The sequence below is a fragment of the Actinomadura bangladeshensis genome, assembly GCF_004348335.1.
Classification (GTDB): domain Bacteria; phylum Actinomycetota; class Actinomycetes; order Streptosporangiales; family Streptosporangiaceae; genus Spirillospora; species Spirillospora bangladeshensis.
In genome coordinates this window covers 1-11,631 of record NZ_SMJW01000243.1, presented here as the reverse complement: position 1 = coordinate 11,631, position 11,631 = coordinate 1, and the positions used below count along the sequence as shown (strand labels likewise).

Genomic DNA, 11,631 nt, shown 5'->3' with positions numbered 1-11,631 from the left:
CGTTGGTTTTCTGGCATGCTACGGTCCCCTTCACCTTTCGGATCCAGGTAAGCCATTAGACCCAGAAACCTCCCTTCAGTTCCTCCCGACTGAGCCGGGGATATGACAGAGCGCCTCGTGGCGCACACGAATTTGTAACCAGTTCCGTAACCACGAGCCGGCCGAAGAAATCGTCGGCGTGCCCGAGTTCGGCGAACCGCACGGTCAGATAGCGCCGCGCCTTGGCGGGCGCCCGATCCGTCGGCTCCAGAACCAGCGCCGGCCTCTCCGGCGCAAGAGCTGCAGGTGGCATCGATACGACCTCCGCAATGTCGGGTTGCTTGCTCGCCAATTCACGCAGCCAGAACCCGAGCGAAACCATCAAGCACGAAGGAAAGAGAAGTCGATCATCTTCTACTTGATGACAGCTTGAGGCCACTTGAGTCATCATTGCTGTATGGCACCCTCCCGACAGCAAGGCAAACGCAACGGCGCCTCCCCCATGCTGATCGCCTTTGGCAAGGCGTTCCGCCGTTATCGCACCGCCACAGGACTCAGCCAGGAACGCTTGGCAGTCAAATTGGGCGTAACAACCCAATATGTATCTATGGTGGAACTTGGGCGCAGTCGCTGCACCTACGAGTTCACCGCGGCAGCAGACGAGGCTCTTGGTGCAGATGGCCAACTGAAGGCACTCTGGAACGACCTCGTCATGGATGCGGCATACCCGACGTGGTTCGACTGGCCGACCATCGAGGCCGACGCCGTGGAGATCACGGAGTACAGCCTGACGGTCGTCCCCGGCCTCTTGCAGACACCCGCCTACGCGAACGCGATCCTGCATGGAGACAAGGAGGCCGTGGACGCTCGTCTCAAGCGCCAGGAAATCTTGCGGAAGGACAACCCGCCTGCACTGACCGTGCTGCTGGACGAAGCGGTCCTCTACCGTGAGGTCGGCAACAAGGAGATCATGCGTGAGCAGCTCGAATACCTGCTCAGCATGGCTGGCCCCAACCTCACCATCCAGATCGTGCCAAGTCGTGGCGAGCACGCGGGCAACTCAGGTCCGTTCGTCATCGCAACGCTGGAGGACCGGTCGGAGGTAGCGTACGTGGAGAGCGCGTATCGTGGACTTACCTTGAGTGAACCAGAGGCCCTGGCTACGATCGCAAAAACCCTCCGGGAACTCCGCAGCCTGGCTCTACCGATAGCTGCGAGTCTTGAGCTGATCCGTAGGACGGTGGAAGAGAGATGGACCTGAGCAAGGCCGTCTGGCGCAAGGCCAGCCGCAGTACCTCCAACGGTGGCAACTGTGTAGAAGTCGCAAGCGTTCCGGGAACCACCGCCATCCGCGACAGTAAAGACCCCTCCGGCCCCAAGCTCATCATGAGCCACAACGACTTCCGACGCTTCACTGAAATCCTCAAAAACCTCTAATCCCGGACTGGGCCCACCCGAAGGAGCGGCAGGGATTGAAGTCGAGCAAGGCCGTCTGGCGAAGGTCCTCCTACAGCGGCGCTAACGGTGGCGAGTGCGTAGAGGTGGCTAACATTCCAGGCTCTACCGTCATCCGTGACAGCAAAGACCCCGATGGTCCCATGCTCACCATGAAGCGCAACGACTTCCGCCTATTTGCCGAAAAGATCAGAAACTCTAGTTAGGCCGGTGGGGCGGGATTCAGCGAAGAAGGGGCGTCTCTGCAAAGGAGCTGGGCGGCTTCGATGTATAGAGAATTTCTGTCGAAGAGCGCCTACTCTCTTCGACCGCTGCGTACAGTTCGGTACTCAGTGGTTCCGGTATGGCACCTCGGCCAAGGCCGGCAGACTTCACAGTTGAAGCAAGGTGTGCTTCTTGAGCTGCGGTGAGCTTTCCCTTGAGATCATGGTTTCGTAGGAGGTCTCGCGCAACGTAGCCGTCCTCGACGTCCAGAACCTCACTCACAATGCGGCTGACTATTGGTTCGCCGTAAGCGGGCTCTTCAGCGCCACGGAGGCAGACCGCAGTAAGGGCCATGCGGACACGGAAGGTCGCAAGTCCCGGATTCGGCTCCAGGGCCAGGTATTCCTCGGCCGGAGTCGTGTCTGCGGCCCACGGCGGATGTCCGGCAGCGTGCAGGCAGAACATGGTCAGGCACGCCGCCACGGCCTGTTCCCACGCCTCGGGGGCAGTGCTTTGCTCGAGGGTCGCCAACGCTGCCTCCGGGTCTCCACCGAGCGCCTGGCTGACGATGGCGGCCTGCCGTCCGTCCAGGAGCCGGCGGCCGACACCCCGATGCTGCTGCGCGAATGCGGCCGCCTGCTCCCACCTGCCCGCCGTGGCCAGGGCGCGGATGCCGTCGGCGAGCACGACGCCCCATAACCATTGGCACAGGTCGCGGTGCTCGCCCCCCGAACCGGTCAGCTCGCCGAGCGGGAGCTCCCTGCCGTCGATCCTTGCAGGTTCCCTCATCCGGACGGCCCGATACAACTCTCCGAGCTGGTTACAGGCCGCCTCCGGATTTCCACCCCGCATCCGGAGCCGTGAGAGGTTGACGAGGGGTTCCAGCGCGTATCTCGCCGTTCGTGCGGTCAACGGCCGGGCGCACATGAACAGCTCGAACTGCTGTCGGCACAGGGAGCCGGCGAGTTCGGGCATGCCGCAGTCGCTGGCGATCAAGGCCGCGCGGTTCTGTGCTGCCGCGGCCGCCGCGAGCCGATCAGCGGCGTCAGCCGCTCCAGTTGCGGTTCGCGCGAAGCCCGTGACCTCACGGATTCGTTCCTCAAGCGGCCGGCACGCTGGCCTGGGGCGAGCGACGAGAGGGAATGCCCGTGCGGCCCGATTCAGCACGGGTGTCATTGCCAGGTGATGGTGAGGCGTGTGTTCGGACGCTCGAAGACGAACCGGCCGGGTGCCGGCGCCACCGCCTGCGCCGCCGCTTCGACCGGCGCGATCTCGAACTCGACGGGCCGGGATCGGTAGTCCTGGTCCCAGGTACCGATGGCGTCCGCCACACGGTTGGTCAGGGCGCGTCCGGTCGGGCCGTGACCGATGACCCCGACCTCGTACATCCGGCGGTTGCCGCTCGGCGCGTCCGGATCCTGCGGACGGAGGGTGAGATACGCGAGGTCGCCCTTGTCGGCCACCGCCATAGCGCCCCAGCCGAACTGGGGGCGAACCAGGCCTTCGTCGATCGCCGCCTGCTCGACTGGCATCCGGCTCAACGCGTTGTCCATGACGCACGTGAGCCAAAGGTCGAGCCACTCGAATGATTCGTCTGCCCTGAACAGCACTCCTGTCCATGCCTCGCTGCGCGGGGTCTCCAGGACGCCGCTCAGCAACGACTCGTCCACGGCTTGCTCGCGGTTGGCGTGAAGGCACACTGTTCCGTCGGCGGTCAGCCGAATGATGCGGCGCGCGTCGTCGGCGATGCCTCGCAGGGGCATGAACGTGCACAACAGGCTGTTGCGGCTTAGCCAGCGCCCGTCGTCGCTGCCGTGATCGAAGGCGATCGAACGGGATACGCCTCCGCGCAGTCGCAGTGGGACGACGAGCCGGCCGCCGGGGGCGAGTTGGTCCAGCCACGGCAGGGGCAGGTCACCCGCTCCGACTGTGGCGATGATCCGCTCGTAGGGTGCCCCTTCGGGATTGCCGAGCGCGCCGTCGGCGAGGAGGACCTGGACGTTCTTGGTTCCGGCGGCGGCGAGGCCGTTCCGGGCGCCGGTGACGATGTCCTCGTCAACATCGATCGTGGTGACGTGGCCTTCGTCGCCTACCAGGTGCGCGAGGAGAGCCGCGTTGTATCCCGTACCGGCTCCGAGTTCGAGGACGCGCTGACCGGGCGCCGGCTGGAGCTGTTCGAGCATCATCGCGACGACCGTTGGCTGGGACGCGGCGCTGATCGAGACGCCGGCGCCGTCCTGCTTGGTGTAGACGGCATCGTCGGCGTAAGCCTGCTCAAGCGGAACGCCGGGAACGAACGCGTGCCGGGGAACGGCGCGGAGGGCGGCCTCGACCCGCTCGCTGCGCACCGTCCCCTCGTCGCGCAGCTTGTCAACGAGGGCGTTCCGCAGACGGGTCGCGGTTTCCTCGCTGAGGTCGGGCGTTCGGCGGGTCTGGGTGTCCACCTCGGGGACACTAGGGTCGCCGCCACCCGCGCCCGGTGCGGACGCGCCGTCGTGCAGGGTTCCCATGACTACCTCGCTTGTCAGTAGGGCCAGTGTGTGCTGATCGGTGTAGGGCAGGCCAAGGCGGTTCCACTGGAAGATCACATGGTGGGTCAGGACGGCCCGCAGCCCACGTTCGAGTGCTCCGCGCCCGGCGAGTTCGGCCAGCTGTTCTCCTGCCTGCTCGAAGACCGAGATCCAGGGAGCGATGTCCGCGAGAGGACCTCCGCTGACGAGGTCACTACCTGGCCCGACGTCGACGGTCATGAGCTTGCGCACGGCCGTCCTCAGCTGCGGGGACGGGGAGCGGTCGAGCCGGATGGGACGTTGCCGGGCGACGCGTCTCCAGACGTCTCCTTGCTCGTACCAGTCTTGTCCGGCGGCGCGCATCAGCACGCTGCACAGCAGGACGCCCAACTCCCGACACCCCAAGGTCCGGCTGGCCGACGGTCGCGCCAGTTGCGTGAGGAGGTGGCGGCTGTCGTGATGGAACAGTTCGTGGGCGACTCGCATGCCGACCTCGCCGCCGAACGCGACTGATTCAGGCTCGTAGATGCCCGTCCTCCAGCCGGAGAGCCGGTTCTCCGACGTCGCCCGATTCAGAACGTCCGTGAAGTACGTCCGGACGGAATCGTCGGCGGGGAGGTAGCGAACTCGCCAGGACGGTGCTTTGCGGATGAAGAACCAGCGGCGGATCAGGCCGTGTTCTTCTGCACCGGTCAGTGCAGGGAGCAGGACGTTCACCGCGGTGTCCTCGGCCGTGCGCCAGTCGGGGAAGTCGATGACGACCTGCGGCCAGTCGCCGGTGTCCATGGTCATTCCTCCCTCGAAGGCACTGTTCAGGCGATCAGTGGGCATGAGTCCCAGCCTGAGACGGGCGGCAAGCCGGACGATGCTGCGTGGAGGGCGAGAGCAACGCCTGCGGCCCCTTCGAGGAATCCGAAGCATCCACCTGGTGGCTGGAGGAGTTCCGCGGCGAGTTGTTGTGCATCGGTGTCGTCCTCGATCAGCGCTTGCAGCGGCGACGGTTGGAATCTCGACATGGGGATACTCGCGTCGGCTGCACAACGGCTCGCGATATGGGACAGGCCCGCTCGGCCATGGCACAGCGACGCATCGGTTATCGCGGCGAGCTGTAGTGGATCGGTTAGGGCGCCGACAATGGCGCGTTCAGCCATCTCCCGGCGCGCATGGTCACCGACGGCGAGGGCCGCCAACTGCTGTGCACGCGCTACGCCTGCGGTTCCGTAGCACCAGGATGGACGCGACGGCCTCGACGGAGTCGGCTGAGCGCCGCTCAACTGCGCACGGGTGACCCAGTAGGGCCACCAGGGGCGGGAGGCGTCGTCCTGTCGCCATCGGTCGAGCCAGGTGCAGATGCGGATGATGGCTTCGGCCTGACCGTCCACGGCCTTGCCGTCTCTCATCGTCAGCGCGAGTAACGCGAGTGGGCCAGCGATCCCGTGCGCCATGCCGGTGTTCGCATGCCCGCCAGGGAACTCGGCGGAGAGGCGTCCCGAGGGCGCGAGGGTGGTCCACCAGCCGGGAAGCGGCTCGTCGTGATCCTGTACGGGTTCCGTGAGCCGAACGAGGTAGGCCAAGATCTCGCCGAGTAGCTGGCCGTTCGTATCGCGCTGCCGCAGGTACGCACCGATACCGGTCAGACCACGGATGGCGTCGAATTCGGCCAAGGCGGGAAGCTGGCCGGCGTCCATGCGGGCGTGTGCGGCGTCCAGGCGGCGACGTGTTTCAGCGGCGATGTGGCGGTCGAGGGTCTCCAGGGCGCGGGCATACCTGCCGAGTTCACTGCTGGCCGCGTGTAGGGCGAACGCGACCGCCGGTGCTCCGTAGTGGAGGTGGGAGCCGTTGCCCGCATCGACACCCTCGACCGCCGCGGCGTCGAGCCACTCGTGCGCCCGCTGCCACGATCCCAACCCAGCGTAGGCACGTTCGATGTGCAGCAGCGCGACACCGGCCGCGCCGACCGCGAGGGACTGGGGCCACCACCCGCCACGCAGTCCCATGGAGCGGACGACGGAAGGTGAGGAGAGCCGCTCGGCGATGTCGTCGGCTGCGGCTTGGGCCGCCTCCCTATTCAGCGGCGTCATGCTTGTCGCCTCACGCGGCGAGCCGTCCACGCTTGGGCGGCAGCGCGGGCAAGCCGAAGGGAAGTGCGTTCATCGTCGGGATCAAGCCCAACAGCTCGCATGTGGTGGGCGTGCAGCAGTGAAGCAAGGACGGTGTCAGGATCGACGCTTTCGGTCTCGTGAAGAAGAGCGCGGTACGCCGCCAACGCCCGATCCCGAGATCTCCATGCGTCGACGATGGCTCGGCCGCCGGCAAGCGCACGCAACCTTGCCCAGTCGTCCGTCGGGTCGGCTAGGCGCACGGCTTCGTTCAGGACGTCGCGAGGTGTCGGCATGGGTGCCTTGGCCGTCGCGTGCCGCACCACCCATGACGCCCCGAGTTCCGCACTACCCGTGAAAGCGATGGCTATCGCCAGGAACTGGGCAGCCGCGAGGGCTTGAGGGTGGACTCCGGACCGTTCGGTGAACTGGGTTATGACAGCGTGCGAGTCGGCGCAGAACACGGCCTCTGCCGCCGCCATCAGCGGCCCGACTCCCCAACGTCCGGTCTCGGGGTAGTAGGTGGCGAACTCGACGTCGCGCAGAAGGCCAAGGCGTCGAAGTTGCTGCGCCCAGGTGCCTACGCGGGCGGCAGCCGGCCCGAACTCCGACGCGTCGGACAAGGCGATCCGGAGGCGTACGTGCGGCTCAGGGGCGTGGTAGCGGATGAACCACCAGCCGGGCTGCTCATCCCAAGCGGCAAGAAGGGCGGGAACATGCCGGGCCATCAGTTCCGACTGGTGCTCTGGAGACCCGTACAGCTTGGCGAGCAGCCAGGCCGATGCTCCGGGCACATGCCCATCGCCGCGTCCGGCCACCTGCACGCCGATGGGCTGGCGCGCCTTCGCGGCGCGGGTGGCTGTCAGCTGGACGACGATTTCGTGGGCGCGTCCGTCGCACCATCCGTGGGCATCAGATTCCGCGGCCTCTTCGAGGACCACCCTCCTCGCCGTCCGCAGGCTGGCACGGAGCAGCGCGAGTTGGCCTCGGTCAGCGAAATCCAGCGGCAGCCGGCGATCCCCTTGCACCAGCAGACCCGCATGAGGAAGCCGCCGACGGGCGCTCCACCGCTGGAAGGCGGCTCTCCATTGTGGCCACGGGACGTCTTCCGCAGGGAGATCCGCTGCATCGAGGGTCCAGCGCGCCGGCGAGAGGATCGTGCGTCCGTATCGAATCCGTGGCAGGAACGGCAGGCAACCGGCCGAGCCCCAGTCGAACCCTGTGACCACGGCGGTCTGCGCTCTGCTGATCTCCGCGAGGAAACGGGCGATCGGTGGCGTGTGCGCCCGTAGGTCGAGAGCATGCGGCACCACCGGTTCAACAAGCCGCCCCAGACTCCTGGAGGTCAAGTAGAGCCGTTGACCGTCGCAGCCGACCGCAAGGTCGTCCAAGGGAGCGTGCGTGCTGGCTCCCGTCGGGTGCTCGGCCAGGCTGACGACGTACGGCAGCAACTCGGGGACGCGGCTGACGTTTCCACCGCTGTCATTGAGCGGGGCAAACGAGAGCTGGACGGGCAGCGCATCGGCCTCTTGCGTTGGAAGCTTCTCGAACACGCGCCTCACAGGTGCTTGGTCGGGGTGGCAGAGCGTGCCGATGAACCGGCCGAGCATGGTGGCCGCGCCTCGGGAGATTCCGGTGACGGCGAGGGAGAAGTCACCGTCGTTAGCCGCCGTCACCGATGCCGCACGTAGCTGAAAGGACATCTCCAGGTGGGCCGGCCATCGAGGCGTTTCGTCCGACGCAAGCTGTTCGAGCGCCCGCTCGTCTAGGACGACCTCGTCATGTCCGTCGAGGACGGCGGCCTGCGCCAGCGCCATCATTCGCTCATCACGCTCGGACAATCGCGGACGAGGCTGGGTCGCAGCGCCCAGATATCCGGCCGGGAGCCCGAGCCCGACGTCCGGATTCACCAATTCCAAGACGGGCACGAGCGTGCCGATGCCATAACGCTCGAAGAAGCGGGTGTGGTATGTCTGCCATGCCCGTGTTCCGTGCGGATGGGCAGTCAACCGGGCGAGCGCAGAAGCTGCGGCTTCGGCCTCGCGTGCAACGTGACGAGGCAGAACAAGGCGGCTGTCGAGATGCAGGTCCAAAACGATCGGCGGGGCGGGCTCGGCGCTGGGCTCCCTCATCCGGGACGTGACGTCGGCCCGCGTGCGTCGCCTGGTCGCAAGGTCGGCGGTGTCGTTGTGCCGCGTGAGTTCACCCTGGGTTTGGCGTAGCCGAGCCAGTTGGTCCCTTGCCTGCGGAATGTCGTCCACCGGGGCGGCGTCGAGCTGCCCGATCACATGTCCGAGCACGTCGACGACCGTGGAAGCCGGACGGAGGCTGCTGATCAGGACGTGCTGTTTCGCCAGGTCAGCAAGCATCCCGGCGATCGATGGCAACGACACCGAAGGAAACTCCGCGGCGATTTTCGCGGCGAGTGCGCCGCACCGAATCGGCGACCGGGCAGCTTCGACGGCCAACTGGACTGCCGTCGTGTGTCGAACTGAGACCTCGGCTGCAGGAGGGCGGTGTCGGTCATGGTTCCGAGACGGATACGGCACGATCAATCGATCGCCGCGCTGAAAGCACAGGGCGTTGGTCACCAAGTGGAGTCGTAGGAAGAGTTCCGGGCACGATTCCAACTGCATGATCACGTCCGCCAGCCAAGCCTCGCTGGGGCGCGCGACAACGCGGTGATGATCGCCCCAGCGCCAGGTCAGCCTCTTGCCGAACGACGCCGGGGCCACCCCGGCGAACAGGCCGAATGGGGTGGCTCGGCCCGTCATCCGCAGGAGGTATCGAGCCACAGACGACGCCGCTCGCCGTACTCGTCGCGCATCAACGGCCTCCGCCTCGAATATCGTTCGCACTTCCTGCGCGAGCACAGGGCTGGCGTGGCCGATCGCGTCGGTGACCGCGTCGATCGCCCAGACGTTCCGCAGCCACGTGAGCCACTGGGCGACGTGTTTCGGAGAATCCCCGGAGAGATCAGGGCACGCTGGCACCGGTAGTTCCGTCAACGCGGCGGCACGCAGGAACGCTGAGTCGTCGCATCGGTACAGCCGGCCGTCCACCGTGCCCCTTCCCGGTCCGAACATCCATGCCTTCGCCCGGGTACTGCCGAGACCTGAACTCCCCGGTGCCGGTGCGTCGGCGTCAGCCGACGTTGGTGGCGCAGGCCTTGGGGCACGAGCTGCCGCAGTTGTCGTCCGTCAGGTTGATCAGGGAGGCGGCGGCGTCGCTGGACTCAAGGATCCGGATGTCCAGGTCGAACGGGTCCTCGTACGCCGTCTGCCCGGCGGACGGGAGGGGCTCCATCGTGCTGTGGCTCATCTGCTGGTCCTTCCGTTCGTTGGAGCTCTCGGTAGGTACACGCCCCCGGTGCCGCTGACGGTCGGTGATGGCCGCTGTTCGGTCGCCGCTGGGCGATGTAGTGCGACGTTAAGAGCAGTGGAATCGGCGAGGCGATGAGTGTGACCAGATGTGACAGGTCACTTCTGGTCATCCAGGAATTCGACGGCGTCTTGGAGGAGTCTCCGGGCGTGTGCCCCGTAGACCGCTTCGTCCGCCAGCGAGCCGAAGACCTGCCCGTACATGGCGATCTCGCGCGGGTTGGTGATGGTCAGGTAGCCGGAGACGAGCTCGACGCTGACCTGCTCCCCGTCGTAGATCCAGAAGTCCTCGACCGGGCGGATCACGCGGTCCGGCCTCATCGGGACGATCCCCAGCGACACCGCCGGCTGGGAGGCCGCTTCAGCGAGGTAGGCAAGCTGTTCCCGCATCACGTCCATGCCGCCGGTCCCCGTCCGCAGCACCGACTCCTCGACCAGGAACGCGAACGTTCGTCCGGGCCGGTGGAGGAGCTGCGTGCGTTCCATGCGGACGGCGACAGCGGCCTCGACATCGTCGATCAGCCCGCGGCGCCGCCGCACCGCCCGCAACACGGCCCGGGTGTAGTCCTCGGTCTGGAGGAGGCCAGGGAGCAACCACGACGAGTAAGACCGGAAGGCGCGGGTCCGCTCGAACAACGGGAGGACGGACTCCTGCGCCCGCTTCAGCCCGCTGCGCTCCATACGGCGCCACTCGACCCACATGCCCTCGGCGGTCCGCAACGACGCGACCAGGTCGCCGGCCTGGTCGTCGGCCCGGCACACGCGACACCACGTCCTGATGTCCTCGGCGGACGGCGGGCGGCGAGCATGCTCGATCTGGGAGACCTTCGTCCGATCCCATCCGGCTTCCGCGGCGAGCGCCTTGGCGGTCAGCCCGGCATCAGTGCGGATCTCCTTCAGCTGATCGGCGAGCGCCTGCCGGGCGGCCTGTGCTGACGACGAGGGCGAGCTGGGCACGATGGCGGTCCAGTGGTCTCGGTCAGGCCGGCCGGTAGTCCTCGTGCGGGATCGCCCGTTCCCACACGGCCTCGAACGCCGTCAGGCACAGCGACACCAGGACCGGCTCGTCGCGATTCTCAGGCTGCTTGAGCGACGAGCCGTCCCCGGCGAAATGGTTGAACTGCACCACGCGGTCGTCGAACACCCAGTAGTCGTTCAGCGGCACGGCCAGATCGAGCGCCCGGCGGCGGGGTAGCCACCGCACCTGCTCACCGGCGGCCACGTTCATCGGCGTGACGCCGTGCTCGAACCAGATGTAGTCGGTGACCGGCTCGGAGACGATCCGGGCCCGGCGAACAGACACGCCACGCGCGACCAACGGCGCCACGAGGTCGATCCAGTCGCGTCCCCACTCGATCGGGTCGAAGCGATCGCCGTCCCGCCACCTCAGGAAGTCGGGATTGGCCGGGGTGTAGACATCCCGCTGCTCCAAGTGCACGGCGGAGAACCGGCACCCGGTCAGCAGAGAGGTGAACGACTCGGGAACCGGCGCTCCGGTCTCCTCATTCGCCGTGGCGGCCTGGCCCGCGCCTCCCTCGCTCGTACGTGCCATTGATCGCCTCCAGGATGATGTCCTTCATCACCGGCGGCAGCTTCACCACCACCTCGTGCTCGCCGATCGGGCTGTGCCCAGCGACCTCGGCCAGCGCTCGCGGGTCGGTGACCTGCTCGCCCTGGAACCAGACGTCGCCGGTGTCCTCATCGACGTAGACGGCCGGGCACTCATTGGTCGGGGTGTCCGGCGTGATACCAACGAAACTTAGTCGCACGACAGCCTCCAGCGTCGCGAGTGTGACCAAGGGTGACGCCCGCCTGCTCGACTTTCACCCGCACCCCGAACACCGTCAAGTCTCCAGACGGACGGACCCTGCAACCGTCGTGGAACACTCGTAAGGCAATCGGGTAGCGGCGCTTCGCTGAGGTGCTCAGGAGCGTTTGAGAGCGCGCTTCGAGGCGGGTGAGAGCTTGGCTGGGTGCGGGGGCGGGGGCTTGTGGGGCTTGTAG

General features: G+C 66.7%; 12 protein-coding genes. 3 read left to right on the top strand and 9 right to left on the bottom strand.

Translation table 11 applies throughout. The features are described from left to right. Nucleotides 1-55: 55 nt before the first annotated feature. The gene (locus tag E1284_RS32525) at nt 56-430 is read right to left on the bottom strand and encodes a hypothetical protein (protein WP_131943990.1); all 375 of its coding nucleotides are present in this window, start codon (nt 428-430) and stop codon (nt 56-58) included. Nucleotides 431-436: 6 nt separating this feature from the next. On the opposite strand from E1284_RS32525, the gene E1284_RS32520 reads away from it, so the two are divergent. Genes E1284_RS32520 through E1284_RS32510 form a run of 3 tightly spaced genes read left to right on the top strand, consistent with a single transcriptional unit; the run spans nt 437 to nt 1,640 of the window. Continuing rightward, a complete protein-coding gene (locus tag E1284_RS32520) occupies nt 437-1,240 on the top strand; it encodes a helix-turn-helix domain-containing protein (RefSeq protein ID WP_131943989.1) in 804 nt (267 codons plus the stop codon). Continuing rightward, nucleotides 1,231-1,416: a DUF397 domain-containing protein gene (locus E1284_RS32515; RefSeq protein WP_131943988.1), complete on the top strand. Its 186-nt coding sequence runs from the start codon at nt 1,231-1,233 to the stop codon at nt 1,414-1,416. The genes E1284_RS32520 and E1284_RS32515 overlap by 10 nt, the downstream gene beginning before the upstream one ends. Before the next feature lie 35 nt (nt 1,417-1,451). Then, nucleotides 1,452-1,640 carry a DUF397 domain-containing protein gene (locus tag E1284_RS32510; protein WP_131943987.1) on the top strand — a complete coding sequence of 63 codons (189 nt, stop codon included), beginning with the start codon at nt 1,452-1,454 and terminating at the stop codon, nt 1,638-1,640. A 16-nt stretch (nt 1,641-1,656) separates the two neighbouring features. On the opposite strand, the gene E1284_RS32505 is transcribed toward E1284_RS32510, so the two are convergent. From E1284_RS32505 to E1284_RS32470, 8 genes are all read right to left on the bottom strand, one after another. Then, nucleotides 1,657-2,613, bottom strand: a complete 957-nt coding sequence (locus E1284_RS32505) for a hypothetical protein (RefSeq protein WP_131943986.1) — start codon at nt 2,611-2,613, stop codon at nt 1,657-1,659. A gap of 197 nt (nt 2,614-2,810) precedes the next feature. After that, a complete protein-coding gene (fxlM, locus tag E1284_RS32500) occupies nt 2,811-4,940 on the bottom strand; it encodes a methyltransferase, FxLD system (RefSeq protein ID WP_207924082.1) in 2,130 nt (709 codons plus the stop codon). Between the two features lie 20 nt (nt 4,941-4,960). Then, nucleotides 4,961-6,229 (bottom strand): lanthionine synthetase C family protein, encoded by a 1,269-nt coding sequence (locus tag E1284_RS32495; RefSeq protein WP_207924081.1) that lies wholly within the window; start codon nt 6,227-6,229, stop codon nt 4,961-4,963. Further along, on the bottom strand, nt 6,226-9,309 hold the full coding sequence (locus E1284_RS32490; RefSeq protein ID WP_207924080.1) for a lantibiotic dehydratase: 3,084 nt from the start codon (nt 9,307-9,309) through the stop codon (nt 6,226-6,228). Before E1284_RS32490 ends, E1284_RS32495 begins: the two co-directional genes overlap by 4 nt. 82 nt (nt 9,310-9,391) lie before the next feature. Further along, nucleotides 9,392-9,568: an FxLD family lanthipeptide gene (locus E1284_RS32485; protein WP_131943984.1), complete on the bottom strand. Its 177-nt coding sequence runs from the start codon at nt 9,566-9,568 to the stop codon at nt 9,392-9,394. Nucleotides 9,569-9,726: 158 nt separating this feature from the next. Continuing rightward, entirely contained in the window at nt 9,727-10,584 is an 858-nt protein-coding gene (locus E1284_RS32480; protein WP_131943983.1) for a helix-turn-helix domain-containing protein, read from the bottom strand. 22 nt (nt 10,585-10,606) lie between these two features. After that, nucleotides 10,607-11,179 (bottom strand): DUF6879 family protein, encoded by a 573-nt coding sequence (locus E1284_RS32475; RefSeq protein ID WP_341770442.1) that lies wholly within the window; start codon nt 11,177-11,179, stop codon nt 10,607-10,609. Further along, complete coding sequence (locus tag E1284_RS32470) at nt 11,130-11,396, bottom strand: hypothetical protein (protein ID WP_131943982.1); 267 nt, start codon at nt 11,394-11,396, stop codon at nt 11,130-11,132. Before E1284_RS32470 ends, E1284_RS32475 begins: the two co-directional genes overlap by 50 nt. Nucleotides 11,397-11,631 lie beyond the last annotated feature (235 nt).

What these genes read in the sequence shown, in the direction of transcription:
- fxlM (WP_207924082.1), bottom strand. Translation starts at nt 4,940, where the DNA reads ATGACCATGGACACCGGCGACTGGCCGCAGGTCGTCATCGACTTCCCC.
- E1284_RS32525 (WP_131943990.1), bottom strand. Translation starts at nt 430, where the DNA reads ATGATGACTCAAGTGGCCTCAAGCTGTCATCAAGTAGAAGATGATCGA.
- E1284_RS32485 (WP_131943984.1), bottom strand. Translation starts at nt 9,568, where the DNA reads ATGAGCCACAGCACGATGGAGCCCCTCCCGTCCGCCGGGCAGACGGCG.
- E1284_RS32495 (WP_207924081.1), bottom strand. Translation starts at nt 6,229, where the DNA reads ATGACGCCGCTGAATAGGGAGGCGGCCCAAGCCGCAGCCGACGACATC.
- E1284_RS32505 (WP_131943986.1), bottom strand. Translation starts at nt 2,613, where the DNA reads ATGCCCGAACTCGCCGGCTCCCTGTGCCGACAGCAGTTCGAGCTGTTC.
- E1284_RS32515 (WP_131943988.1), top strand. Translation starts at nt 1,231, where the DNA reads ATGGACCTGAGCAAGGCCGTCTGGCGCAAGGCCAGCCGCAGTACCTCC.
- E1284_RS32520 (WP_131943989.1), top strand. Translation starts at nt 437, where the DNA reads ATGGCACCCTCCCGACAGCAAGGCAAACGCAACGGCGCCTCCCCCATG.
- E1284_RS32475 (WP_341770442.1), bottom strand. Translation starts at nt 11,179, where the DNA reads ATGGCACGTACGAGCGAGGGAGGCGCGGGCCAGGCCGCCACGGCGAAT.